Source organism: Streptomyces sp. NPDC107765, assembly GCF_055657085.1.
In genome coordinates this window covers 35,511-60,340 of the sequence record NZ_JBVKBL010000019.1, presented here as the reverse complement: position 1 = coordinate 60,340, position 24,830 = coordinate 35,511, and the positions used below count along the sequence as shown (strand labels likewise).

At 75.2% G+C, this 24,830-nt stretch carries 19 protein-coding genes; 15 read left to right on the top strand and 4 right to left on the bottom strand.

Annotated features, from left to right (window positions below; translation table 11 throughout):
• Positions 1–55: 55 nt before the first annotated feature.
• From ACZ7MX_RS34000 to ACZ7MX_RS33985, 4 genes are read left to right on the top strand one after another with little or no spacing between them, the layout of a single operon-like run.
• A complete protein-coding gene (locus ACZ7MX_RS34000; protein ID WP_472137818.1) occupies positions 56–3,187 on the top strand; it encodes an FAD-binding and (Fe-S)-binding domain-containing protein in 3,132 nt (1,043 codons plus the stop codon).
• The gene (locus ACZ7MX_RS33995) at positions 3,168–4,982 is read left to right on the top strand and encodes a thiamine pyrophosphate-requiring protein (RefSeq protein ID WP_472137817.1); all 1,815 of its coding nucleotides are present in this window, start codon (positions 3,168–3,170) and stop codon (positions 4,980–4,982) included. Before ACZ7MX_RS34000 ends, ACZ7MX_RS33995 begins: the two co-directional genes overlap by 20 nt.
• Positions 4,979–6,109: an enolase C-terminal domain-like protein gene (locus ACZ7MX_RS33990; RefSeq protein ID WP_472137980.1), complete on the top strand. Its 1,131-nt coding sequence runs from the start codon at positions 4,979–4,981 to the stop codon at positions 6,107–6,109. Before ACZ7MX_RS33995 ends, ACZ7MX_RS33990 begins: the two co-directional genes overlap by 4 nt.
• Before the next feature lie 13 nt (positions 6,110–6,122).
• Complete coding sequence (locus ACZ7MX_RS33985) at positions 6,123–7,139, top strand: SDR family oxidoreductase (protein ID WP_472137816.1); 1,017 nt, start codon at positions 6,123–6,125, stop codon at positions 7,137–7,139.
• A gap of 26 nt (positions 7,140–7,165) precedes the next feature.
• Here the strand turns inward: ACZ7MX_RS33985 and ACZ7MX_RS33980 are convergent, their stop codons facing one another.
• Together ACZ7MX_RS33980 and ACZ7MX_RS33975 are read right to left on the bottom strand one after the other, a co-directional pair.
• Positions 7,166–9,223 (bottom strand): CocE/NonD family hydrolase, encoded by a 2,058-nt coding sequence (locus ACZ7MX_RS33980; RefSeq protein WP_472137814.1) that lies wholly within the window; start codon positions 9,221–9,223, stop codon positions 7,166–7,168.
• 44 nt (positions 9,224–9,267) lie between these two features.
• Positions 9,268–10,560, bottom strand: coding sequence for an ATP-grasp domain-containing protein (locus ACZ7MX_RS33975; RefSeq protein WP_472137812.1), 1,293 nt, complete (start codon positions 10,558–10,560; stop codon positions 9,268–9,270).
• 220 nt (positions 10,561–10,780) lie between these two features.
• Here ACZ7MX_RS33975 and ACZ7MX_RS33970 point away from each other — a divergent pair, with 220 nt between their 5' ends.
• The 11 genes from ACZ7MX_RS33970 (at position 10,781) to ACZ7MX_RS33920 (ending at position 22,477) form a co-directional block, all read left to right on the top strand.
• Positions 10,781–11,743 carry a UDP-glucuronic acid decarboxylase family protein gene (locus ACZ7MX_RS33970; RefSeq protein ID WP_472137810.1) on the top strand — a complete coding sequence of 321 codons (963 nt, stop codon included), beginning with the start codon at positions 10,781–10,783 and terminating at the stop codon, positions 11,741–11,743.
• 63 nt (positions 11,744–11,806) lie between these two features.
• The gene (locus ACZ7MX_RS33965) at positions 11,807–13,486 is read left to right on the top strand and encodes a carbamoyltransferase family protein (protein WP_472137978.1); all 1,680 of its coding nucleotides are present in this window, start codon (positions 11,807–11,809) and stop codon (positions 13,484–13,486) included.
• A complete protein-coding gene (locus tag ACZ7MX_RS33960; RefSeq protein WP_472137809.1) occupies positions 13,483–14,556 on the top strand; it encodes a glycosyltransferase family 2 protein in 1,074 nt (357 codons plus the stop codon). The genes ACZ7MX_RS33965 and ACZ7MX_RS33960 overlap by 4 nt, the downstream gene beginning before the upstream one ends.
• On the top strand, positions 14,553–15,170 hold the full coding sequence (locus tag ACZ7MX_RS33955) for a D-glycero-alpha-D-manno-heptose-1,7-bisphosphate 7-phosphatase (RefSeq protein WP_472137807.1): 618 nt from the start codon (positions 14,553–14,555) through the stop codon (positions 15,168–15,170). Before ACZ7MX_RS33960 ends, ACZ7MX_RS33955 begins: the two co-directional genes overlap by 4 nt.
• Positions 15,167–16,282 carry a glycosyltransferase family 9 protein gene (locus tag ACZ7MX_RS33950; protein WP_472137805.1) on the top strand — a complete coding sequence of 372 codons (1,116 nt, stop codon included), beginning with the start codon at positions 15,167–15,169 and terminating at the stop codon, positions 16,280–16,282. Before ACZ7MX_RS33955 ends, ACZ7MX_RS33950 begins: the two co-directional genes overlap by 4 nt.
• Entirely contained in the window at positions 16,279–17,244 is a 966-nt protein-coding gene (locus ACZ7MX_RS33945) for a glycosyltransferase (protein ID WP_472137803.1), read from the top strand. Before ACZ7MX_RS33950 ends, ACZ7MX_RS33945 begins: the two co-directional genes overlap by 4 nt.
• Complete coding sequence (locus ACZ7MX_RS33940) at positions 17,241–18,479, top strand: glycosyltransferase (RefSeq protein WP_472137802.1); 1,239 nt, start codon at positions 17,241–17,243, stop codon at positions 18,477–18,479. Before ACZ7MX_RS33945 ends, ACZ7MX_RS33940 begins: the two co-directional genes overlap by 4 nt.
• Positions 18,480–18,608: 129 nt before the next feature.
• Positions 18,609–19,241: a D-sedoheptulose-7-phosphate isomerase gene (locus tag ACZ7MX_RS33935; RefSeq protein WP_472137801.1), complete on the top strand. Its 633-nt coding sequence runs from the start codon at positions 18,609–18,611 to the stop codon at positions 19,239–19,241.
• Positions 19,238–20,638, top strand: coding sequence for a D-glycero-beta-D-manno-heptose 1-phosphate adenylyltransferase (gene rfaE2, locus ACZ7MX_RS33930; RefSeq protein ID WP_472137800.1), 1,401 nt, complete (start codon positions 19,238–19,240; stop codon positions 20,636–20,638). The genes ACZ7MX_RS33935 and rfaE2 overlap by 4 nt, the downstream gene beginning before the upstream one ends.
• Positions 20,635–21,516 (top strand): glycosyltransferase family 2 protein, encoded by an 882-nt coding sequence (locus ACZ7MX_RS33925; RefSeq protein ID WP_472137798.1) that lies wholly within the window; start codon positions 20,635–20,637, stop codon positions 21,514–21,516. Before rfaE2 ends, ACZ7MX_RS33925 begins: the two co-directional genes overlap by 4 nt.
• A 28-nt stretch (positions 21,517–21,544) precedes the next feature.
• Positions 21,545–22,477, top strand: coding sequence for a glycosyltransferase family 2 protein (locus ACZ7MX_RS33920; protein ID WP_472137796.1), 933 nt, complete (start codon positions 21,545–21,547; stop codon positions 22,475–22,477).
• Here ACZ7MX_RS33920 and ACZ7MX_RS33915 read toward each other — a convergent pair.
• Both ACZ7MX_RS33915 and ACZ7MX_RS33910 read right to left on the bottom strand, forming a co-directional pair.
• Positions 22,465–23,430 (bottom strand): polysaccharide pyruvyl transferase family protein, encoded by a 966-nt coding sequence (locus ACZ7MX_RS33915; protein ID WP_472137794.1) that lies wholly within the window; start codon positions 23,428–23,430, stop codon positions 22,465–22,467. The genes ACZ7MX_RS33920 and ACZ7MX_RS33915 overlap by 13 nt on opposite strands.
• Positions 23,427–24,473, bottom strand: a complete 1,047-nt coding sequence (locus ACZ7MX_RS33910) for a glycosyltransferase family 9 protein (RefSeq protein WP_472137792.1) — start codon at positions 24,471–24,473, stop codon at positions 23,427–23,429. Before ACZ7MX_RS33910 ends, ACZ7MX_RS33915 begins: the two co-directional genes overlap by 4 nt.
• Positions 24,474–24,830 lie beyond the last annotated feature (357 nt).

Below are 24,830 nucleotides of genomic sequence, written 5' to 3'. Positions count from 1 at the left end.
GCCGTCCGCGCGGGCGTCCGGGCCTTTCGTAGCGCAGAAACGGCAGAAGGTGTGTATGGACCACCGACAGGAGACCACGCCGGGCGAGCGGCAGAACGGCTCGCCGGAGACCTTCCCCGCCGCACGGACCGGTGCGCTGGAAAAGGCGCTGCGCGCGCGGGTGGACGGTGAGGTGCGCTTCGACGCGGGCAGCCGCGGCGCCTATGCCACGGACGGTTCCAACTACCGGCAGGTGCCGATCGGCGTGGTCGTTCCGCGGAACGTCGACGCCGGCGCGGCCGCGGTCGAGGTGTGCGCCGAATTCGGTGCGCCGGTGCTCTCCCGGGGCGGCGGGACCAGCCTCGGCGGGCAGTGCACGAACACCGCCGTGGTCATCGACTGGACGAAATACTGCGACCGCCTGGTGTCGGTGGACGCCGAACGGCGCCGGTGCGTGGTCGAACCGGGCATCGTGCTCGACGAACTCAATCGGCAACTTGCCGGGGAGAAACTGAAGTTCGGCCCGAAACCCGCCACGCACAGCCACTGCTCGCTGGGCGGAATGGTCGGCAACAATTCCTGTGGCGCCTCGGCCCAGGCGTACGGAAAGACCGTCGACAATGTGCGGCGGCTGGAGATCCTCACCTATGACGGCGTCCGGATGTGGGTGGGACCCACCTCGCCGGAGGAATACGCGGAAATCCAGGCGGAAGGCGGCCGGCGGGCGGAAATCTACCGGGGCCTGCGGGAACTCGCGGACCGGTACCTGGGCGACATCCGGCGGGGATTTCCCGACATTCCGCGGCGGGTGTCGGGATACAACCTCGACTCGCTGCTGCCCGAGAAGGGCTTCGACGTCGCGCGGGCGCTGGTGGGCAGCGAGGGCACCCTGGTCACCGTCCTGCACGCCGAGCTGGACCTCGTGCCGGTGCCGCCCTGCGAGGCCATGGTGGTGCTCGGCTACCCCGACATCTGCGCGGCCGCCGACGACGTCCCACGGCTGCTGGCGCACGGCAACCCCACCCAACTGGAGGCCCTGGACGGGCGGATGGCGCAGCTGATGCGCGAGGAGCACGCCTACCTCGACTCGCTGGAGATCTTCCCGGAGGGCGACAGCTGGCTGCTGGTGCAGTACACCGGCGACACCAAGGAGGACGTCGACGGACAGTGCCACGACCTGCTCCGGGCGCTGGGCCGCAAGGAGAGCGACCCGACCGTGGCGTTCTCCGACGACCCCGCGCGCGAGCAGCGGATGCTCAAGGCGCGCGAGGCCGGCCTCGGTGTGACCGCGCGGCCGCCGGACGACCGGGAGACCTGGGAGGGCTGGGAGGACTCCGCCGTTCCGCCGGAGAAGCTCGGTGACTACCTGCGCGATCTGAAGGCGCTGTTCGCCGAGTTCGACTACGACCATCCGTCGCTGTACGGCCACTTCGGCCAGGGGTGCGTGCACACCCGCATCCCCTTCGAGCTCAACACCGCCCGGGGAGTGGCGGACTTCCGCGCCTTCCTGCACCGCGCGGCCGACCTCGTCGTCTCGTACGGCGGGTCGCTCTCCGGCGAGCACGGCGACGGGCAGGCGCGCGGCGAACTGCTCCCGAAGATGTTCGGGGAACGGCTCACCGGGGCCTTCGGCGAGCTGAAGGCGCTCTTCGACCCGGACGACCGGATGAACCCCGGCAAGGTCGTGCGCCCCCACCGGACCGACGACCACCTGCGGCTCGGCCCGGCCTGGCGGCCCGAGACCCACCGCACCCACTTCGGCTACCCGGACGACGAGCACTCCTTCACCCGGGCGGTGATGCGCTGCGTCGGCATCGGCAACTGCCGCACCCACACCGGCGGGGTGATGTGCCCCTCGTACCGGGCCACCGGCGAGGAGGAGCACTCCACCCGCGGGCGGGCCCGGCTGCTGTTCGAGATGCTGAACGGGCACGCCGACTCGGCGATCACCGACGGCTGGCGGTCCACCGAGGTCCGCGACGCGCTCGACCTGTGCCTGGCCTGCAAGGGCTGCAAGTCCGACTGCCCCACCGGCGTCGACATGGCCACCTACAAGGCGGAGTTCCTCGCCCACCACTACGCCGGCCGGCTGCGCCCGGCCGCCCACTACGCCCTGGGCTGGCTGCCGCTGTGGGCGAAGCTGGCGCGCGGCGCGCCACGGCTGGTCAACGCGGCGCTGCGGGCGCCCGTACTGGCCCGGCTGGGCAAACGCGCCGCCGGGGTGGCCACCGAACGGACCGCACCAGCCTTCGCCGCGGAGTCGTTCACCGAATGGTGGACCGCGCGCGGCGGCCCGCAGCCGGACCCCGGGGACGCCCGGACGGTGCTGCTCTGGCCGGACACCTTCAGCAACCACCTCCATCCGAACGTCGCCAGGGCGGCGGTGCGGGTCCTGGAGGACGCCGGTTTCCGGGTCGCGGTACCGCCGGGGCCCGTGTGCTGCGGGCTGACCTGGATCTCGACCGGGCAGCTGACGACCGCCAAGCGGGTGCTGCGCCGCACCCTCCGTGAGCTCCGGCCGTGGATCGAGGCCGGGACACCGGTCATCGGGCTGGAGCCGTCGTGCACCGCGGTGTTCCGCGCCGACGCCCCCGAGCTGTTCCCCGACGACAAGGACGTGGCGCGGCTGGCCGGGCAGTTCCGGACCTTCGCCGAACAACTCGTCCACCACGCCCCCGGGGACTGGCGGCCGCCCCGGCTCGACCGCCCTGCGACCGTGCAGACCCACTGCCACCAGCACGCGGTGTTCAAGGACGACGCCGACCGTGAGCTGATGCGCCGGGCCGGGCTGGACGCGGACGTCCTGGACGTCGGCTGCTGCGGCCTGGCCGGGAACTTCGGCTTCGAACGCGGCCACCACCAGGTCTCCATGACCATCGCCGAACAGGGCCTGCTGCCGGCCGTCCGCGCCGCCGACCCCGCCGCCCTGGTGCTCGCCGACGGCTTCAGCTGCCGGACCCAGATCGCCGACGGCGACACCGGCCGGGGCGCACTCCATCTGGCCGAGGCGCTGGCGCTCGGCCTCGACGGTCCGCTGCCCGCCGGGCGCCCCGAGCAGGGCGCCGACCGGCCGCGGGTCCCCGCCCGGGACGCCCACCTGGTCACCGCCGGCGCCGCGCTGACCGGCCTCGGGGCGCTGGCCGCCGGGGTGGCCGCCGCACTCAACCGACGAGAAAAGAGGAACGTCCGTGTCGACCAAGGTCTCTGACCACATCCTTGCCCGGCTGCGTGAGTGGGGCGTCGAGCACGTCTTCGCCTACGCCGGCGACGGCATCAACGGGCTGCTCGCCGCCTGGGAACGCGCCGACAACACACCGCAGTTCATCCAGGCGCGGCACGAGGAGATGGCCGCCTTCCAGGCCGTCGGCTACGCCAAGTTCTCCGGCCGGGTCGGCGTCTGCGCGGCGACCTCCGGGCCCGGCGCCATCCACCTGCTCAACGGCCTCTACGACGCCAAGCTCGACCACGTGCCCGTGGTGGCGATCGTCGGGCAGACCAACCGCAGCGCCATGGGCGGCTCCTACCAGCAGGAAGTCGACCTGGTCAGCCTCTACAAGGACGTCGCCTCCGACTTCCTCGAAATGGTGACCGTCCCCGAGCAACTGCCCAACGCGATCGACCGGGCCATCCGCACCGCCTACGGCCGGCGGACCGTGACCGCGGTGATCGTCCCCGCCGACGTCCAGGAACTGGACTACTCGCCGCCCACCCACGCCTTCAAGATGGTCCCCTCCAGCCTCGGCCTCGCCTCCTACGCGCCGGTGCCGACCGACGACGACCTCGCCCGCGCCGCGGAGGTCCTCAACGCCGGGGAGAAGGTCGCCGTCCTGATCGGGCAGGGCGCCCGCGGGGCCCGCGCCGAGGTGGAGCAGATCGCCGACGTCCTCGGTGCCGGGGTGGCCAAGGCGCTGCTCGGCAAGGACGCGCTGCCCGACGACCTGCCGTACGTCACCGGCGCCATCGGGCTGCTGGGCACCCGGCCGTCGTACGAGCTGATGCGGGACTGCGACACCCTGCTCGTGGTGGGGTCCAGCTTCCCCTACACCCAGTTCATGCCGGAGCTCGACCAGGCCCGGGCGGTACAGATCGACATCGACCCGCACATGGTCGGGATGCGCTACCCCTTCGAGGTCAACCTCGTCGGCGACGCCAAGGCGACCCTGCAGCGGCTGCTGCCGCAGCTCAGGACGAAGAAGCACGGCAACTGGCGGAAGAAGATCGAGAAGGACACCGCCCGCTGGTGGGAGGTGATGGAGCGGCGGGCCGCCGTCGAGGCCGACCCGGTCAACCCCGAGTACGTCGTCCACGCCCTCGACGCGCTGCTGCCCGACGACGTGATCCTCGCCGCGGACTCCGGCTCGTCCGCCAACTGGTACGCCCGCCACCTACGGATGCGCGGCACGATGCGGGGTTCGCTCTCCGGGACGCTGGCGACCATGGGACCCGGTGTGCCGTACGTCATCGGTGCGAAGTTCGCCCACCCCGACCGGCCCGCGATCGCCCTCGTCGGGGACGGCGCGATGCAGATGAACGGCATGGCCGAGCTGATCACCGCCGGCAAGTACTGGTCCGAGTGGCAGGACCCGCGGCTGATCGTCGCCGTGCTCAACAACCAGGACCTCAACCAGGTGACCTGGGAGATGCGCGCCATGTCCGGCGCCCCGCAGTTCCTCCCCTCGCAGGCGATCCCGGACGTGCGCTACGCCGACTTCGCCCGCTCCATCGGCCTGGACGGCGTCCGGGTGGAGAAGCCCGGCGAGGTGGAGGACGCCTGGCGCCGGGCGCTCGCCGCCGACCGGCCGTTCGTCATCGACTTCCGTACCGACCCGGCCGTCCCGCCCATCCCGCCGCACGCCAGCCTCGACCAGATCGAGGCCGCGGCCGCGGCCATCCTCAAGGGCGACAGCGACCGCACCGCGATGGTCAAGCAGGGCCTCAAGGCGAAGGTCCAGGAGATGCTCCCGGGCGGCAAGCACCGGCACGGCCGGCCGGACCAGGACTGACGGTGCATCAGACCCACGGGGGCGGTGACCCGGTCGTCGACGCGGTCGAGGCGGCCGCCTACACCGTCCCCACCGACGCGCCCGAGGCCGACGGCACCCTGGAGTGGCACGCGACCACCCTGGTCGTGGTGCAGCTCCGCTCCGGCGGCACCACCGGCCTCGGCTACACCTACGGCGCGCCCCAGACCGCCGCCGTGGTCCGCGACGTACTGGCCCAGGAGGTGCGCGGCGCGTCCGTCTGGGACGTGCCCGCGGCCAACGAGGCGATGTCCCGGGCGGTGCGCAACGCCGGCCGGCCCGGGCTGGTCGCCGGCGCCCTGTCCGCCGTCGACATCGCCCTGTGGGACCTCAAGGCCCGGCTGCTCGGCCTGCCGCTCGTCCGGCTGCTCGGCGCGGCCGGCCGGGCGGTGCCCGTGTACGGCAGCGGGGGATTCACCACCTACGACGCCGACCGGCAGGACCGGCAGCTGCGCGGCTGGGTCGAAGAGCAGGGACTGCCCCGGGTCAAGATCAAGATCGGGGAGTCCTGGGGCCGGGCCGAGGGCCGCGACCGGGAACGCATCGCCCAGGCCCGCACCAGCATCGGCCCCGCCACCGAGCTGTACGTCGACGCCAACGGCGGCTACTCCGTCAAGCAGGCCGTCCGGCTCGCCGACCACCTCGCCCGGCACGGCGTCACCTGGTTCGAGGAGCCGGTCTCCTCCGACGACCTGACGGGCCTGGCACAGGTCCGGCAAGCGGTGCCGGCCGAGGTCACCGCCGGCGAATACGGCTACGCCCTCCCGTACTTCGCGCACATGCTGGACGCCCGCGCGGTGGACTGCCTCCAGGCCGACGCCACCCGCTGCGGGGGCCTCACGGTCTGGCTGCGCGCCGCCGCGCTCGCCGAGGCCCGCGGCCTGGCGCTCTCCGGGCACTGCGCGCCCCACGTCCACGCGCACGCGGCCGCGGCGATCCCCAACCTGCGCCATCTGGAGTGGTTCCACGACCACGTCCGCATCGAGAACCTGCTGTTCGACGGCGTGCTGGACCCGTCGGGCGGCAGCGTGACACCGGGCGCCGACGGAGCCCCGGGACACGGGCTGACCCTGCGCACCGCGGACGCCGAACCGTACCGGGCCGGCTGAGGAGGACACCGACATGGCACAGACCGTCGTCATCACGGGAGCGAGCGCCGGCATCGGCCGCGCCACCGCCCGGCTGTTCGGGGACCGGGGCGCCGACGTGGCGCTGGTGGCCCGCGGCCGGGCCGGTCTCGAAGCGGCCGCGGCGGAGGTCGAACGGGCCGGCGGCCGGGCGCTGGTACTGCCCACCGACGTCGCCGACCACGAGCAGGTGGAGGCCGCCGCGCAGGCCGCCGAGGACGCCTTCGGCCCGCTCGACGTCTGGGTCAACGACGCCTTCACCTCGGTCTTCGCGCCCTTCACCGAGATCGAGCCGGACGAATACCGCCGGGTCACCGAGGTCACCTACCTGGGCTTCGTGCACGGCACCCGGGCCGCGCTGCGCCGGATGCTGCCCCGCGACGCCGGCACGGTCGTGCAGGTCGGCTCGGCGCTCAGCTACCGGTCCGTACCGCTGCAGTCCGCGTACTGCGGTGCCAAGCACGCCATCAACGGCTTCACCTCCGCCGTGCGCACCGAACTGCTCCACCAGGGCAGCAAGGTCCGGATCACCGTGGTCCAGATGCCCGCGGTCAACACCCCGCAGTTCTCCTGGGTGCTCTCCCGGCTGCCCCGGCACCCCTCCCCGGTGCCGCCCATCTACCAGCCCGAGGTCGCCGCCCGCGCCGTCGTGCACGCCGCGAACCACCCGCGCCGCAAGCAGTACTACGTCGGCGCGTCCACCGCGGCGACGATCTGGGCCGAGAAATTCGCCCCCGGCCTCCTCGACCGCTACCTCGCCCGCACCGGCTTCGACTCCCAGCAGACCGACCGGGCCCCGTCCACCGCCCGGGACGTGAACCTGTGGCAGCCGGCCGACGACACCCCGGGCCACGACCACGGTGCCCACGGCGTCTTCGACCCGCAGGCCAAGGCGCACTCCGCCCAGGCGGCACTCGCCCGGCACCCCGCGGTGACCGCGGGCGCGGTCACCGCGGCGGCGCTCGGCGCGCTGTCCGTGCTGCGGTCCCGGGGGCGCCGCGCCGGGCGGTAGCGGCCGGAAGGCTCCGATGGGACGTCCTAGAGCAGATCCCGGGGCAGCGTCTCGTTCCACGTGCGGGAGAACACCCGGCGGTCGTTCTCGAAGCCGTCCAGGGTGGCGTCCACGAAGAACTCCGTCCCGCTGCACCGGAGGACCGTGCGGGTCTCCACCCGGACGTCCCAGTCGTCGCGCCGGAAGCGCGTGGTCCAGGCCGCCTCACCGCGGACGGACGTGAAGTCGTCGGCCACCGCCGTGTACCGCTCGTGGGCGCGGATCCCGACGTCCAGCCCGATGTCCTCGTAGCGCACCGTCCCGCGGTCCTTGACGATCTCCAGCTCGGAGCGGTAGTCGACCAGGTCCCGCTTGACCTCCCAGCGCTGTTCCGGGGCCGTCAGCTGCGTGGTGGCGAGCGGTGGGGTGGCCTCGGGCTCCCCGAACGGGCCGTCCGGCACGGAGTCGGGCTCGCGCACCGGGCGCACCGGCAGGGTCAGGCTGCTGCTTCCCTCGTACACGGTCAGCCGCACCGGCCGGGGCGGCGGCCAGGCCAGGGGCCAGTACGACGTGGACAGCGACAGCCGGATGCGGTGGCCGGGCGGGAACGCCTGGGCGACACCGTTGAGTTCCACCGTGGCCCGGCACCGGGCGCCCGGCTCCAGCGGCTCCGGCGTACCGATCCCGTTCCGGTGGGTCAGGTTCAGCAGCCCGTAGGTGACCCGGGTGGCGGCACCGTCCGGGCTGACGTCGGACAGCCGGGCGGCCACCATGGCCACCGGCTCGTCGGCCGAGAACTCCAGCTCCACCGTGGGGGAGCCGAGGATCTCCACCCGCTCGGTGAGCGCCCCGGTCTCGAAGACCAGCGAGCCGCCGTCCTCCTCGCGCTGGTCGTACGGCAGGTCCGGGGGAGCGTTGTAGGAGGCCCACTTCCCGGCGAACTGGCCGACGGACAGCGGGGACCGGACGGTCAGCGCGGCATCGTCCTTCGCCCGGTCACCGGGCTCTGCCGCCTCCTCTGCCGCATCCTCGGGCGGGTCGATGCGGTGCCGGCGCAGCGGGTGGCACACCGGCCGGACGTGCGGCGACGGCCAGTCCGGCTCGGCCACCCAGCGGCCCGGCCGCTCCTCGTACGACGTCGAGGGCGGCACGCTGTCCTGCATCCAGGTGCGCAGCATCGGGCCGTCCATCACCCCGTTGTCGACGCCCTTGAGCCAGTGGTCCCACCACCGCACCACCTCCTGGAGATAGCCGATGGCCGGGCCGGGCTCGCCCAGGTGCGGGTACTTGTGCGACCAGGGGCCGATCAGCCCCTTGCGCGGGACGTCCAGGTGGGCCAGCAGCCGGGTCACGGCGTTGGAGTAGCCGTCCGCCCAGCCGCTGGAGGCCAGGACCGGGCAGCGCACGGCCGCGTAGTCCTCGCAGACCGACGCGTGCCGCCAGTAGTCGTCGCGGCGCTGGTGGCGCAGCCACTGAAGGACCCAGGGCCGGGTGTGCGCCAGGCGCTCGTGCCACATCTCCCGCCAGCGCGGGCCGACCACCGCGGGGTCCGGCGGGCAGGTGCCGTAGGCGAACATGGTGCCCGCCTCGGCCAGGTTGTCCGACAGCAGCGCGCCGCCCATGTAGTGCATGTCGTCGGCGTACCGGTCGTCCGTGAAGGAGGCGATGACCAGGGCGCGCAGGCTCGGCGGCTGCCGGGCGGCGACCTGGAGGGCGGCGAACGCGCCCCAGGAGATGCCCATCATGCCGGTGGTGCCGTCGCACCACGGCTGGGCGGCGAGCCAGGCCAGCACGTCCTCGGCGTCGGCCTGTTCCCGCTCCAGGTACTCGTCGGTCAGCACCCCCTCCGACTCGCCGGTGCCCCGCAGGTCCACCCGGACGCTGGCGTAGCCGTGCCCGGCGAGGTAGGGGTGGTGCATCGAATCGCGTACGGAGCTCAGATCGCGCTTGCGGTACGGGATGTACTCCAGCACCGCCGGCACCGGCTCCCGGTCGGAGGAGACCGGGCGCCAGATGCGCGCCGACAGCCGGGTGCCGTCGGACACCGGCACCTCGACGTGCTCCTCCTCGGTCGTCGCACAGGGCAGTTCGCTGACGAAACGCATACGGCCGGGGCTCTCCTTTCGCGGCGGCCGGGCAGGCGGGCGGATCAGCTGTCGCGCTCGCCGGGCGGGGGCGGGTCGAAGGCGAGGCCCAGGGCCGCCACACAGCGGTCGTACTTGGTGCACAGCTCCTCCTCACTGTCCCCTCCGGTGAAGATGTGGGCCACTTCGAAGCTGTAGCTGTCCTGTTCCGCCAGGTCCGACAGCCGCTGCCCCTCCGCGGGCCGCAGCTCGATCCGCACGCCCGGGATCTCCCGTTCGATGCGGGCGAGGTCCTCCGCGGTGGGCACCTGGCGGACGATGCCGTCGGTGAACGTGCGGTAGTACCACTTGGCGGCCGTGCGGTAGGGGCCCGCGCCCTTGGGCAGGGCGGGGTCCCGACCGAGGGCGAGGCTCACCATGCAGTGGTGGTTGGGCACCCCGTCGACGTCCTCGAAGAGCTCGGCGTGCGACTGGGAGTGCCGGGGGTTGACCTCCAGCACGTTGATGTCCCCGGTCTGCGGGTCGTAGAAGTACTCGATGCTGAAGGTGGCGGCGTCCATGCCGATCTGCCGGATGAGGCGCTCCGAGACGTCGTGCAGCCGCCGGATGACGGGCTCGGGCAGCGTGGAGGGGTACTGGTGGCGCAAGAAGGACGGCGTATCGGGGTAATTGATGGAATCCAGCACGCCGTAAACGGTGACCTCGCCCTCGTGGACGTAGCCCTCGACCGCGACCTGGATTCCGGAGAGCCGTTCCTCGGCCAGACACACCTCGGCACCGACCCCCGCCATTTCCGGCGGCAGTGACACCCGGTCGAGGATGTCGGCGAACGGCCGGCCCACCCGTCCGATTCCCGCACGGATCTCGTCCACCGCGGTGCGGAATTCCTCCTGATCGCCCACCCCGAAAGCCAGCTCCGAGGAATAGGCGAGTGCCGGCTTGAGCCACATCGGGAACCGGACGCCGTCCGGCGGCCGCGGATCGTCCGCGGCCAGGTCCACCCGGCCGAAGCGCGGATGCTCCTCGATGGCCTTCTGCTGTTCCAGCCGGCACCAGTACTTGTGCTCACACTTGACGATCGATTCGAGGCTCGTGCAGCGGGTGCCGTAGCGCTCGCCGAGGATCGGGACGAAGGTGCTCACCGGGAAGTCCCAGAACCCCACGATGGCGTCGATGCGGCCGTCGAAGGAATCCAGCTGCCGCTGCGCCTTTTCCAGCAGCTCGGGTACGGACACCTCGCCGACCTGGAGTTCCTCCAGCGTCAGCAGCTGGTGGAACCGGTAGTCCCGGGCTCCGGGCAGCTTGCGCAGAAGCGGGAGATTACCGTCGTCCAGGCCGATCACGAAGATGTTCCGCATTACGCCCCCTTTACTCTTCGGGCTGGTGGTCGGGCTGTCCCGTGTACCCCCACCCGGCCGGAAGACACGCCCGTTCCGCGTGTTGTACCCGTTGCGCCGCGGGGGCTGGCGCAGCGGTGGGGGATTAACCCGACCGGCGGAGCCCGGCTCGCCGCCGCCCGCCGTTCCCAGGACGCTGATCGAGGAACCCGACGACTTCGGACCAGCCTTGAGGAGTCCCATGGACACGGCACTTTCGCGGAATTGGCAGCGCGCGGTGGTGACCGGTGGCGCGGGTTTCGTCGGGTCCCATCTCTGCACCGAATTGGTGGCGCGGGGAACCGCCGTCATATGCATCGACGATTTCAGCACCGGACGGCCGGAGAACATATCCGCGCTGCGTGACCACCCCGCGTTCACGGTCGTCGAGGCGAATGTCACCGAGCCGGTCCACCTCGACGCGGAGCCCGATCTGGTGCTGCACTTCGCGTCCCCGGCGTCGCCCGTCGACTACCTCAAACTCCCGCTGCACACCCTGGAGACCGGCAGCCTGGGCACCCGCAACATGCTCGCCCTGGCCCGGGCGAACGGCGCCCGCTTCCTGCTGGCGTCCACCTCCGAGGTCTACGGCGACCCGCAGCAGCACCCGCAGAGCGAGGACTACTGGGGCAACGTCAACCCCGTCGGCCCCCGCAGCGTCTACGACGAGGCCAAGCGCTTCGGTGAGGCCCTCACCACCGCGGAGGCCGGGACGCACGGCACCGACACCGGCATCGTCCGGCTCTTCAACACCTACGGCCCCCGCATGCGCGGCCACGACGGCCGCGCGGTGCCCACCTTCATCCGCCAGGCACTGGCCGGCGATCCCCTCACGGTCACCGGCGACGGCTGCCAGACCCGCTCGCTGTGCTACGTCGACGACACCGTGCGCGGCATCCTCGCGGCCGCCGCTTCCGACCTGCGCGGGCCGGTGAACCTGGGCAACCCGGCCGAGATCAGCATGCTCGAACTCGCCCGGCTCGTCATCGAGTTGACCGGTTCCCGGTCCTCCGTCCGGTTCATCGACCGGCCCACCGACGACCCGGCGGTGCGCTGCCCGGACATCACCATGGCCCGCGGCAAGCTCCAGTGGGAACCCCGGGTGCCGCCACGGGACGGCCTGGCCCGCACCATCGCGTGGTTCCGGGAGCGGCAGACGCCCTGAGCCCGCCGGAGCCCCGGAGACCGAACCGCCGCCCCCGGACGAAGGAAAGGCCCGCGAACCGTGATGCGCATCCTTGGAATCAACGCACTCTTCCACGACCCCGCCGCCGCACTCGTCATCGACGGCATCACGGTGGCCGCGGCGGAGGAGGAGAGGTTCTCCCGGCGCAAGCACGGCAAACGGCCGGTGCCGTTCTCCGCCTGGGAACTGCCCGAGCAGGCCGCCCGCTGGTGCCTGGACTACGCCGGCCTGCGCCCCCAGGACATCGACGCGGTCGCCTACTCCTTCGACCCCCGACTGGCCCGGCCCGCCGCCCAGATGGGCCTGCACGACCCCTGGGACCACCTGCGCCTGACCTACGCCCGCGAGGCACCCGGCTTCCTCGCCCAGGCGCTGCCCGGCCTCGACCCCGACGCGGTGCGGTTCGTACCGCACCACATGGCGCACGCCGCGTCCGGCGCCTTCGCCGCACCGGACGCCGACACCTGCTCCGTCCTGGTCCTCGACGGCCGCGGCGAGGCCACCTCCCACCTGGCCGCCCACCGCGTCCAGGGCAAACTGGAGCCGCTGTACGGCCAGGAACTGCCGCATTCGCTCGGCCTGGTCTACGAGGAACTGACCGAGCACCTCGGATTCCTGCGCTCCTCCGACGAGTTCAAGGTCATGGCCCTCGCCTCGTACGGCAGGCCCCGGATGCTGGCCGAACTCCGCCGCCACATCCACCCGACCGGGGACGGCGGCTTCCACGCCACCGGCGTGCCCTGGCACGAACTGTGCGCCCCGCGCCGCCCGGACGAGCCCTGGAACCAGGACCACGCCGACCTCGCCGCCAGCGCCCAGACCTGCCTGGAGGAGACCCTCCTGGACCTGGTCCGCTGGCTGCACGGCCGCACCCACGACGACGTACTGACCCTCGCCGGCGGCGTCGCCCTCAACTGCGTCGCCAACGCGCGGATCGCCCGGGAGGGCCCGTTCGGCCGGGTCTGGGTCCAGCCGGCGGCCGGCGACGCGGGCACCGCGCTCGGCTCCGCCCTGCTGATCGGCGCCGACGCGGGCGAGGAACCGCTGCCCATGCCCGGCGCCGCCCTCGGCCGCGACTGGACCGACGCCGAACTCGAAACCTGGCTCCGGACCGCCGCCGTCCCCTACGACCGCCCCGCCGACATCGCCCGGACCGTCGCCGAGGCCCTCGCGGACGACGCGGTCGTCGCGTGGTTCCAGGGCCGCGCCGAATACGGACCGCGGGCCCTCGGACACCGTTCCCTGCTGGCCCACCCCGGCCACTTGGCCAACCTGGAGCGGCTCAACGACGTCAAGGGCCGCGAGCAGTTCCGGCCGGTCGCCCCCATGGTGCTCGCCGACCGCGCGGCGGACATCTTCGACGGCCCGCTCCCCAGCCCCTACATGCTGTTCGTCCACGACGTGGCCCCCGAGTGGCGGGACCGCATCCCCGCCGTGGTCCACGTGGACGGCACCGCCCGGATCCAGACCGTCGACCCGGCCGCCGAACCGCTCGTGGCCCGGATGCTGACCGAGTTCGAACGGCTCACCGGCCTGCCCGTCCTGGTCAACACCAGCCTCAACACGGCCGGCCGGCCCATGGTCGACGACCCCCGCGACGCCCTGGAGTGCTTCGGCTCCACCCCCGTCGACCTGCTGGCCATCGGCCCGTTCGCGGTCCGCCGCCGCACCTTCCTCGCCGCCGGGCAGCACGCCCCGCACACAGCGGAGGCCCCCCGATGACCGCCCCGTCCGCCCCGGGCGACCGGTCCACCGACTACACCGTCGTGATCCCCACGCTCGGCCGGCCCAGCCTGACCGCCTGCCTGGCCGCGCTCGCCGCCGCCGACGGCCCCCCGCCGCGCCGCGTGATCCTCGTCGACGACCGCCCCCTCGACGACTGCACACCGCTGCCCGCCGACATCCCCCAGGCGCTGCGCGACCGCACCGTGACCGTGCCCGGCTGCGCCCGCGGCCCGGCCGCCGCCCGCAACACCGGCTGGCGGACGGCCGGCGGCACCCCCTGGATCGTCTTCCTCGACGACGACGTGCTCCCCGGCCCCGCCTGGGCGAGGGAACTGGCCGCCGACCTCGCCGCCGCCACCCCGCGCACCGCCGGCGTCTCGGCCCGGATCGACGTGCCGCTGCCGTCCGGACGCGAACCCACCGACTGGGAACGCAACACCGCCGGACTGGCCACCTCCCGCTGGATCACCGCCGACATGGCCTACCGCCGGGCCGCCCTGGAATGCGTCGGGGGCTTCGACGAACGCTTCCGGCGCGCCTTCCGGGAGGACGCGGACCTGGCCCTGCGGGTCCTGACGACCGGCTGGACACTGGCCGAGGGTCGCCGCCGCACCACCCACCCGGTCCGCCCCGCCGACCGCTGGGTCTCGGTACGGCTCCAGGCCGGCAACGCCGACGACGTCCTGATGACCCGCCGGCACGGCCGGAGCTGGTGGCGCCGCGCCCACGCCCCGCGCGGCCGGCTCCCCGGACACCTCGCGGTGACCGCGGCGGCCGCCGGCGCGCTGCTGTGCGGCGCGGCCGGCAAACGGGGCGCCGCGGCGGCGCTGGCCGCCCTGTGGCTCGCCGGGACCGCCGAGTTCGCCTGGGCCAGGATCGCACCCGGGCCGCGTACCCGGGAGGAGACCCGGACCATGGCGCTGACCAGCGTCCTGATCCCGCCCACCGCCACCGCGCACTGGCTGCGCGGCCTGCTCCGCCACCGCCGCATCGCTCCGGTGGACCCCTGGGGCGGCGCACACCCCGCGCCCGACGTCCCGCCCCGGCCGGCCCCGGAACGGGTATGACCGTGGCCGCCCCGGAGCGGACCGGCGGTCCCTGGCTCTACGCCGGGGGGCCGTGCCCCGCCGCGCCCGCACCGGTGCGGCCCGCCGCGGTGCTCTTCGACCGGGACGGGACGCTGGTCGCCGACGTGCCCTACAACGGCGACCCGGCACGGGTCGCGCCGATGCCCGGGGCCCGCGCCGCACTGGACGCGCTGCGCGGCCTCGGCATCCCGGTGGGCGTGGTCAGCAACCAGTCCGGCGTGGCCCGCGGCCTGCTCACCCGCAGCCAGGTCGAGGCCGTGCAGCGCCGGGTGGAAGAACTGCTGGGGCCGTTCGCCGTCTGGGCGGTGTGCCCGCACGGGCCCGCGGACGGCTGTGGCTGCCGCAAACCGGCACCCGGCCTGGTGCTCGCCGCCTGCCGCCGGCTCGGCGTCGCACCCGAGGACACCGCCGTCGTCGGGGACATCGGCGCCGACCTGGGCGCGGCCCGCGCCGCGGGCGCCCGAGGCGTGCTCGTACCGACCCCCGTCACCCGCCCCGAGGAGATCGCCGCCGCACCCTGCCGGGCGGCCGATCTCCCGGACGCCGTACGGCAGTTGCTGGGCCGGCCGATCAGTGCGGAGCCGGCGCGATGAGCGCCGCGCCGCGCACCCTCGTCGTCCGGCTGGACAGCGCCGGCGACGTGCTGCTCGCCGGGCCCGCCCTACGGGCCGTGGCGGCCGGCTCGTCCCACACCGCGCTGCTCTGCGGCCCCACCGGCGAGCGCGCCGCGCACCTGCTGCCCGGCGTCGACGAGGTGCTGGTCCACGACGCGCCGTGGGTCGGCCTGCGGCCCCCGCCGGTCAGCCGGGCCACCACCGACGCGCTGGTCGACGCCCTGGCCGCGGGCCGGTTCGACCGGGCGCTGATCCTCGTCTCCTACCACCAGAGCCCGCTGCCGGTCGCGCTGCTGCTCAAGATGGCCGGCGGCATCTGGACCGCCGCGGACAGCCCGGACTACCCGGGCGCGCTGCTGGACCTCCGGCACCGGCGGGCGCCGCACCGCCACGAGGCCGAGGCCGCGCTGGACCTCGCCGAGGCCGCCGGATACGCCCTGCCGTCCGGCGACGGGGGAGCCCTGGAGATCCTGCCGCCGCCCGCCACCACGCGGCTCACCGGCCGCGACCCGTACGTGGTGCTGCACCCCGGTGCGGCGGTGCCGGCCCGGGCCTGGAGCGCCGACCGGGCCGCCCGCGCCGCGGCCGCACTGGCGGCGGCCGGCCACCGCGTGGTCGTCACCGGCGGCCCCGACGAACGCCGGCTGACCGCCGCCGTGGCCGGCGACCACGCACTGGACCTCGGCGGCCGCACCGATCTGCACCAGCTCGCCGGGGTCCTCGCCGGTGCCCGGGCCGCGGTCGTCGGCAACACCGGCCCGGCACACCTGGCCGCCGCGGTGGGCACCCCCGTCGTCTCCCTCTTCGCCCCGGTGGTCCCCGCCGAACGGTGGGCCCCCTACGGCGTCCCGCACGTCCTGCTCGGCGACCAGCAGGCGCCCTGCGCGGACAGCCGCGCCCGGAGCTGCCCGGTGCCCGGGCACCCCTGCCTCGACGGGGTGACGGACGCCGAACTGCTGGGCGCGCTGGCCCGGGTGACGAGGGGCCGGGGTGCGGCGGTGCCGGCCGCACCGGGCCGCGCGGACGGCCGGGCACCGGGGGCCGGCGCGCCACGGACACCGACCGACGACGAGCGAGGGGCGACCGTATGAACATCCTGCTGTGGCATGTGCACGGCTCCTGGACCACCGCGTTCGTCCAGGGCCCGCACACCTACCTGGTGCCGGTCACCCCCGACCGCGGACCCGACGGGCGGGGCCGGGCCCGTACCTTCCCCTGGCCCGGCTCGGTGCAGGAGAAGACCCCCGCACAGCTCCGCGAGACCCCCGTCGACCTGGTCGTCCTGCAGCGGCCGCACGAGGCGGAACTCGCCGCGTCCTGGCTCGGCGGCCGCCGCCCGGGCCGGGACCTGCCCGCCGTCTACCTGGAGCACAACGCCCCCGACGGCGCCGTACCGCACACCCGGCACCCGTACGCCGACCGCGACGACCTGGTGCTGGTCCACGTCACCCACTTCAACCGGCTGTTCTGGGACAGCGGCCGGACCCGCACCGCCGTGATCGAGCACGGCATCGTCGACCCCGGCCACCGCTACACCGGCCGGCTCCCGCGCGCCGCCGTCGTCGTCAACGAGCCGCTCCGCCGCGGGCGGACCGTCGGCACCGACCTGCTGCCGGCACTGGCCGGGGCCGCCCCGCTCGACGTCTTCGGCATGGGCACCGAGGGACTCGCCGGCCACCTCGGCCTCTCCCCGGACGCCTGCCGCACGGTCGACCTCCCGCAGGCGGAGCTGCACACCGCCATGGCCGAGCGGCGGGTGTACCTGCATCCCGTGCGCTGGACCTCGCTCGGCCTGTCCCTGCTGGAGGCCATGCACCTGGGAATGCCGGTGGTGGCGCTGGCGACGACGGAGGCCGTCGAGGCGGTGCCCCCCGGCGCCGGCACGCTCTCCAACCGTCCCGAGATCCTCGCCCGCGCCGTCCGCACCTACCTGGCCGAACCGGAAGCCGCCGCCGAGGACGGCGCCCGGGCCCGGCAGGCCGCACTCGGCCGGTACGGGCTCAAGCGCTTTCTCCACGACTGGGAAAGCCTGATCACGGAGGTACTCGCATGACCGCCCGCGGCACCGCCCCCCCTCTGTCCATCGCGCTGGTCTCCGAGCACGCCAGCCCGCTCGCGGTCCTCGGCGGTGTGGACGCCGGCGGCCAGAACGTCCACGTGGCGCGGCTGGCCGGTGCGCTCGCCGACCGCGGCCACCGGGTCACCGTGTACACCCGCAGGGACGCACCCGACCCGCCCGACCAGGTCGGCCTGCGACCGGGGGTGACCGTCCGGCACCTCGCCGCGGGCCCGCCGTGCCACCTGCCCAAGGACGAACTCCTGCCGTTCATCCCGGAGTTCGGCCGGCTGCTGACCGAGGACTGGGCACTCGGGCCGCCGGACGTCGTGCACTCGCACTTCTGGATGTCCGGACTCGCCGCCCTGCAGGCCACCCGGAAGCTGGACCTGCCGCTGGCCCACACGTACCACGCGCTGGGCACCGTCAAGCGGCGCCACCAGAAGGACAGCGACACCAGCCCGGCCAGCCGCATCCCCTCCGAGGCCGAGGTCGGCGACGGCTGCGACCAGGTGATCGCCACCTGCCGCGACGAGGTCACCGAACTGATGCGGATGGGTATCCCGTCCCGCAAGGTCAGCGTGGTGCCGTGCGGGGTGGACGCCACCGCGTTCAGCCCGCACGGGCCGGTCGCCGACCGCGGCCCGGTACGCCATCTGCTGCTGCAACTCGGCAGACTGGTGCCCCGCAAGGGAGCCGCGCTGTCCGTCTCCGCGCTGTCCCGGCTGCCCGACGCCCACCTCGTCATCGCCGGCGGCCCGCCCGCCGCCGAGCTCGACCAGGATCCCGAGGTCCGCCGGCTGCGGGCGCTCGCCCGGGCGGCCGGGGTGGCCGACCGGGTCCGCTTCACCGGCGGGGTGCCGTGCGAGGACGTCCCGCCGCTGCTGCGCGCCGCCGACGTGGTGCTGTGCCCGGCGGACTACGAACCGTTCGGGATCGTGCCCCTGGAGGCCATGGCCTGCGGCACCCCGGTGGTCGCCACCGCCGTCGGCGGCCAGCTGGACACCGTCGTCGACACCGTCTCGGGACGGCTGGTCCCGCCCCGCGACCCGGGCGCCCTCGCCCGGGCCGTCGGCGAACTCCTCGCCGACCCCGAACACCGGGCCGCCTGCGGTGCCGCGGGCCGCCGCCGGGTCCTGGCCCGCTACGGCTGGGACACCGTCGCGGCGGCCACCGAGACCGTCTACCGCGGGCTGCTCGCGCACCGGCCGACCGTGCCGGAGGCCGTCTGACGAACCGTCAACCAACCGGGACGACGCTTTCCGGCCCCGGCCGACCCGGCCGGCTCCCGACTGCGGACTTTTGAAGGAGGTGCGGGCCCCGACCGCCGCCGGTTTCACGCACGGAGCGGCCCGATCGACATGAGCCATCCCCTTGAGAGCGCACACCAGCACTGCCAGTCCCTCCAGGAGGCGCTGGGCCATCTGCGCCGGCACAGTCTGCACCAGCTCGCGCAGTGGGCCTCCCACCTCAGCGCCGTACTGCCGCTGGGCGGCCGGCTGCTCGCGGCGGGCAACGGCGGCAGCGCGGCCCAGGCCCAGCACCTGACGGCCGAACTGGTCGGCCGCTACCAGCAGGAACGTCCCGCCTACTCCGCCGTCGCCCTGCACGCGGAGACCTCCAGCGTCACCGCGATCGGCAACGACTACGGCTTCGACCAGGTCTTCGCCCGGCAGGTCGCGGCCCACGGCCGGCCCGGCGACATCCTGGTGCTGCTGTCCACCTCGGGCCGCAGCGACAACCTGCTCGCCGCCGCCGACACCGCGCGCAAGGCCGGACTGCGGGTGTGGGCGCTGACCGGTCCGCGGCCCAACCCGCTGGCCGACGCGGCCGACGAAGCGCTGTGCATCGAATCGTCCAGCACCGCCACCGTCCAGGAGGCGCATCTGATCGCGCTGCACATCCTCTGCGAGAACTTCGACGCGGTCGGCCCCGAGGCCGCCGTCGCCCTGTCCGCGGACGAGCCCGGCATCAGCCCGGACGGCGCGGTATGAGCTCCCGTCAGCCGCTGCTCGTCGTCGGCGACGTCCTGCTGGACCGGGACCTGGCGGGCGACGCCACCCGGCTGGCACCGGACGCGCCCGCCCCGGTCGTGGAGGTGGCCGACGACCGCAGCCGGCCGGGCGGGGCCGGGCTGGCCGCCGCGCTCGCCGCCCGGGCCGGCCGCGAGGTCACCCTGCTGACGGCCCTGGGCGACGACCCGGCGAGCGAGGAGGTACGCCGCCAACTCCGCCCGCTGCTGCGCCTGGTGGAGCTCCCGCTGACCGGCACCCTGCCCGAGAAGACCCGGGTGCTGGCCGGCGGCCGGCCCCTGGTGCGCTTCGACCGAGGGGGCGGCACGCCGGGCGAGGCCGGTCCCGACGCGGCCGCCGCGCTCGACGCGGCGCGGGCCGTCCTGGTCGCCGACTACGGCCGCGGCACCGCCCGGGCGGTCGCCGGGCGGCTCGCCGACGCCGCGCGCCGCGGGCCACTGGTGTGGGACCCGCACCCCAGGGGCGGCCGGCCGGTCCCCGGTGCGCGGCTGGTGACCCCCAACGCGGCCGAGGCCCGGACGCTGACCGGCGACGACGCCCGGTCCCTGCACGCCGACGCGGCGCGCGGCAGCCGGCTGGCCGCCCACTGGCGCGCGGCCGCCGTCGCGGTGACGCTCGGCGCCCGCGGCGCGCTGCTGGCCAGGGCCGGCGGCGACTCCCCGATGCTGGTGCCCGCCCCGTACCGGGCCACCGGCGACCCCTGCGGGGCCGGCGACTGCTTCGCCGCCACCGCGGCCGCCGCGCTCGCCGACGGCGCGCTGCCCGAGGAAGCCGTGCAGCTCGCCGTCACCGAGGCCACCTCCTTCGTCGCCGCCGGCGGCGCCGGCAGCCGGGCGCTGTGGGACGGCCCGCCGCCCGCGGACCGCACCCCGCCGCGGGACGCCGATCCGTTCGCGCTGGCCCGCTCGGTACGGGCCCGCGGCGGCACCGTGATCGCCACCGGCGGCTGCTTCGACCTGCTGCACGCCGGACACGTCGGGCTCCTGGAGAGCGCCCGGCGGATCGGCGACTGCCTCGTCGTCTGCCTCAACTCCGACGCGTCGGTCACCCGGCTCAAGGGCCCGGGCCGCCCGCTCACCCGCCTCGACGACCGGATGCGGGTGCTGACCGGCCTGGGCTGCGTCGACGCGGTCGCGGTCTTCGACGAGGACTCCCCGGTGAACCTGCTGCGCCGGCTGCGTCCGGACGTCTGGGTCAAGGGCGGCGACTACACCGTCGACACCCTGCCCGAGGCCGCCACCGTCCAGGAATGGGGCGGCCAAGCGCTGGTCCTGCCCTACCTGGACGGCCGCTCCACCACCGCGCTGGCACGGCGCGCCGCCCGCTCGGCCACCGGCCGGCCCAGGGCCCGCTCATGACGCCGCGGACCACACCCCGGGTCGGCGTCGTGGTCATCACCCGCAACCGGTGGCACAGTCTGGCCCGCACCCTCGACCGGCTGGCCGGCCTCCCCGAGCGGCCACCGGTCGTCGTCGTGGACAACGGCTCCTCCGACGGCACCCCGCAGGCGGTCCGCACCCACCACCCCGCCGTGCACGTACTCACCGCGGGCCGCAACCTCGGCGCGGTCGGCCGCACTTACGGAGCCGCGGTCCTGACCACCCCCTACGTGGCCTTCAGCGACGACGACTCGTGGTGGGAGCCGGGCGCCCTGGCCCGCGCCGCCGACCTCTTCGACCACCACCCCCGGCTCGGCCTCGCCGCGGCCAGCACCCTGATCGGCCCCGCCGGTGCCCGCGACCCGCTCAACGCCGCCCTCGCCGCCTCCCCCCTGGGCCGGGAACCCGACCTCCCCGGACCCTCCGTGCTCGGCTTCCTGGCCTGCGCCGCGGTGGTGCGCCGGACGGCCTTCCTGGCGGTGGGCGGCTTCCACCCCGTACTGCACTTCGGCGCCGAGGAATCACTGCTCGCCATGGACCTGGAGGCCGGCGGGTGGGGCGTCGCCTACTGCCCCGAGCTGATCGCCCGGCACCAGCCCGACGGCCCGGACGGCACCCCCCGGCCGGGCCGCACCGTACGGGTACGGCGCAACGCGGTGCTCGCCGCCTGGCTGCGCCGCCCCTACCGCCATGCGCTCACCCACACCGTACGGCTGGCGCTGGACAGCCTCGACGATCCGGACGCCCGGCGCGCGCTGTCCGAGACGGCCCGCCGGCTGCCGGCCGCACTGGCGCGCCGCCGCCGGCTGCCGCCGCGGGTCGAACGCCGCCTGCAGGTCCTCGAAGCCCGCCCGTGACGCGGCCACCCGGCCGAGGGAGCCCGCCGTGACCGACCCCCGCACCACCGTCATCGTCATCACCCACAACCGCAGGCGCGACCTGGTGCACACCCTCGACCGGCTGGCCGAACTCCCCGAGCGGCCACCGGTCGTCATCGTCGACAACCACTCGACGGACGGCACCGCCCCGGCCGTGCGCCGCCACCCGCTCCCGGCCCGGCTGATCGCCCTCGACCGCAACCTCGGCGCGGTCGGCCGCAATCTGGCCGCACGCACCGCCACCACGCCCTACCTCGCGTTCTGCGACGACGACTCCTGGTGGCAGCCCGGTTCGCTGGCCGGCGCGGCCGACCTGCTGGACGCCCACCGCCACCTGGGCGCCGTGACCGCCCGCATCCTGGCCCATCCGCACCCGGACGGCCCGGCCCCCACGGACACCCCCCAGGAGCCGTACGAGGACCCCATCGTCCAGGAGCTCCGGCAGTCGCCGCTGCCCGCCCCGAAGTGGCTGCCCGGCCCGGCACTGGGCTCGTTCCTCGCCGCCGCGACCGTGCTGCGCACCGACGCCTTCCGCGCCGCGGGCGGCTTCTCGCCGCGGCTGGTGCTCGGGGGTGAGGAGGAGCTGCTGGCCGCCGATCTCGCGGTGGCCGGCTGGTGGCTGACGTACGCCGACCATCTGACGGCCCATCACCGCGCCTCGCCGCACCGAGACCCCGCCCTCCGCCGCCGGCAGGGCATCCGCAACACCCTCTGGTTCACCTGGCTGCGCCGCCCGCTGCCCGGCGCGGTGCGCCGCACGGCCTCGCTGGCCGCGACCGTCCCGCGGGACGCCGTGTCGCTGGCCGCCTTCGCCGAGGCCGCCGCCGGGCTGCCCTGGGTGGTGCGGGAACGGCGGCGGCTGCCACCGGAGATCGAGCGGCGGATGCGCCTGCTGGAGGCACCGCAGCGGGCGTCCACGGCCCGGTCCTACCGCGGCTGACCCGCGCCGGGCCGCTCCGCTCCCGCCCCGGCCGCCCCGCGCAGCCGGTCGACCAGCATGCCCAGCAGTCCGCCGTCCGGCCGGTGCTCCGGGTACGTGGCGGCCCGGGCCCGGCCGGCGGGGGACAGGCACCAGGCGAGCAGCCGGTCGAGCTCCGCCGGACGGACCTCCTCCGGGCGCAGCACCGCCGGCCAGCCGAGCGCCGCCGCCTGGGCGCTGACCTTCGCACCGCCCTCGACCGGGTCCACGGCCAGCACCGGCGTCCCGGCGCGCAGCGCGAGCGCGAGCCCGTGCAGCCGGGTCGTCACCACCGCGTCCAGCCGGGCGAGCACCGCCTGCACCTCCTGCGGGGTCGCCGGAAGGCGCCAGTCCCGGGTGTCCAGCCGGGTGTCCATCGGGAGCCGGGCCACCCCGGCGGCGCCCAGCCACCCGGCGAGGGCGTCGGACACCTCGTGATGCCGCCGGCGGTCGCCGTATTCGTGCTGGCCGCCGGTGAGCATCACCCCGACCAGCGGGAGGGGGCCCGGCGCCGCAGCGGACAGGCTGAGGTCCACCGCGGCGGCGGGCCGCCCGGGGGCGTCCCGGGGGAGCACCTCGTCGAACCGGCGCACCGCCGGATCGGCCGGGTCCACGACCGACACCCCGACCGCGATCCGGCGGCACCGGGCGAACCGGTCGTGCAGCGCCGTGAGAGGACTCTCCGCGCCGTCCGGGGGCCGACGGGAGTGCACCGGGCCGCAGACGAACAGCAGATGGGTGTAGCGGGCCGGGTCGGCGTGCGCCAGGTGGAGCGCGTCCGGCCGGAACGCCGGGGACCACGCGGTGTCGTACGGGACACCGGCCCCGTCGAGCGCCCGCTGCACGGCCTCGGCGGCGAGCGCGTCGCCGGCCGTCACCTCGCCGTGCAGGAAGCTGAACCAGCCGGTGACCAGGGCGCGCAGCGGGCCGGTCATCGCGCCGGGGCCATGACGGAGGGCGGCCGGCCGGGGAGCGGCAGCGCGTCGACCGCGGCGAGCACCTCGTCGACGGTGATCCGCAGCAGCCGGTCGTCGGGCCGGTCGCCGTGCGCATCGCCGGGGCGCGGCCGGTCGTCGGGGTCCGGATGCCACAGGACGCGGTGCCGGTCCGTGCCCGGCGGGCCCCACAGCCGGGGGGCGACCGGACCGAACAGCACCACCGACGGCGTGCCCAGCGCGCTGGCCAGATGCGCCAGCCCGGTGTCCCCGACGAGCACCGCGCGGGCCTGGGCGACCAGCGCCGCGAGCTCGGCGAACGGCAGGTCCGCGGCTCCGCCCAGCACCGCAGCCCCCGGCAGCCGGGCCTGCTCCGCGACCCGCCGGGCGAGCGGCCCCTCGCCCTTCCCCGCCGTGACCACGACCCGGTGCCCGGCGCGGTGCAGGGCCGCGGCCACCGCCGCGAACCGTTCCGCCGGCCAGCACCGGGCCGCGGCGTCCGCGCCGGGATGCACCACCACCGCCGCGGGGGCCGGCGAGGGGAGCGCCGGGGCGGCGATGCCGAGGTCGGCCGGATCGGCCGGCAGTCCGTACCAGGTGAGCAGCCGGCACCAGCGGTCCCGCTCGTGCTCGTCCTCCCGCCAGGCCGGGCCGGCGAGCTCCGGGGTGGCCGGACGGGCGTACCCGAAGAGCCGGGCGGGCCGCAGCGCCCGCAGGAGGCCGTGGCTGGCCGGGCCGTTGCCGTGCAGGTCCACCGCGAGGTCCGGGGGCGGGCCGGGCCAGTCGAGGGTCCGCGGGACCTCCCGGCCGGGCGCCGCCGTGGGCAGCAGCCGGTCGACCACGCCGGTCGCCGCGGCCGCCTCCGCCAGCCGCCGGGGCGCCGCCAGGACGAGGGTGTGGTCCGGACGGGCGGTGCGCAGCGCGCGCAGCGCGGGGACCGCGGTCAGCAGATCGCCCAGCCCGAGCGCCCGGAGCACCAGGATCCGCGGGCCGGGATCGTGACCGTCGGGTGGCGGGCAGGAGCGCGGACGGGCCGAGGGCATGGGACGCCTCCTTCGCGGACGCCGGGCGGGCTTCCTCCAATGTGGGGGTGCGGCCGCGCCCCCGCGACTTGTCGCCCGTCACCTGCCCGGGCGCCACCGCGCCGCCGCCGCGGCCCCGCATCCGGCGCCCCACCCGGTATGCCGGTTCTGCTCCCCCGGTGCCGGGCATCCGCAGGGGGAGCGACGGAACCGGTGACGACGAAGGGTGCGCGGAATGTCCGACGAAGCCATGGGTGACGAGGTCTACCAGCCCGACACACAGGACGCGCAGGACGCCGGCCGCGGGCCCGTGGAGGACGCCGTCCGCACGCTGCTCGCGGACGGGGAATGAGACCTGGCCCACAGACCGCGAACCGC

Coding starts and splice junctions, on each gene's coding strand:
- ACZ7MX_RS34000 (WP_472137818.1), top strand. CDS start 56: ATGGACCACCGACAGGAGACCACGCCGGGCGAGCGGCAGAACGGCTCG.
- ACZ7MX_RS33985 (WP_472137816.1), top strand. CDS start 6,123: ATGGCACAGACCGTCGTCATCACGGGAGCGAGCGCCGGCATCGGCCGC.
- ACZ7MX_RS33980 (WP_472137814.1), bottom strand. CDS start 9,223: ATGCGTTTCGTCAGCGAACTGCCCTGTGCGACGACCGAGGAGGAGCAC.
- ACZ7MX_RS33975 (WP_472137812.1), bottom strand. CDS start 10,560: ATGCGGAACATCTTCGTGATCGGCCTGGACGACGGTAATCTCCCGCTT.
- ACZ7MX_RS33970 (WP_472137810.1), top strand. CDS start 10,781: ATGGACACGGCACTTTCGCGGAATTGGCAGCGCGCGGTGGTGACCGGT.
- ACZ7MX_RS33965 (WP_472137978.1), top strand. CDS start 11,807: ATGCGCATCCTTGGAATCAACGCACTCTTCCACGACCCCGCCGCCGCA.
- ACZ7MX_RS33960 (WP_472137809.1), top strand. CDS start 13,483: ATGACCGCCCCGTCCGCCCCGGGCGACCGGTCCACCGACTACACCGTC.
- ACZ7MX_RS33955 (WP_472137807.1), top strand. CDS start 14,553: ATGACCGTGGCCGCCCCGGAGCGGACCGGCGGTCCCTGGCTCTACGCC.
- ACZ7MX_RS33950 (WP_472137805.1), top strand. CDS start 15,167: ATGAGCGCCGCGCCGCGCACCCTCGTCGTCCGGCTGGACAGCGCCGGC.
- ACZ7MX_RS33945 (WP_472137803.1), top strand. CDS start 16,279: ATGAACATCCTGCTGTGGCATGTGCACGGCTCCTGGACCACCGCGTTC.
- ACZ7MX_RS33940 (WP_472137802.1), top strand. CDS start 17,241: ATGACCGCCCGCGGCACCGCCCCCCCTCTGTCCATCGCGCTGGTCTCC.
- ACZ7MX_RS33935 (WP_472137801.1), top strand. CDS start 18,609: ATGAGCCATCCCCTTGAGAGCGCACACCAGCACTGCCAGTCCCTCCAG.
- rfaE2 (WP_472137800.1), top strand. CDS start 19,238: ATGAGCTCCCGTCAGCCGCTGCTCGTCGTCGGCGACGTCCTGCTGGAC.
- ACZ7MX_RS33925 (WP_472137798.1), top strand. CDS start 20,635: ATGACGCCGCGGACCACACCCCGGGTCGGCGTCGTGGTCATCACCCGC.
- ACZ7MX_RS33915 (WP_472137794.1), bottom strand. CDS start 23,430: ATGACCGGCCCGCTGCGCGCCCTGGTCACCGGCTGGTTCAGCTTCCTG.
- ACZ7MX_RS33910 (WP_472137792.1), bottom strand. CDS start 24,473: ATGCCCTCGGCCCGTCCGCGCTCCTGCCCGCCACCCGACGGTCACGAT.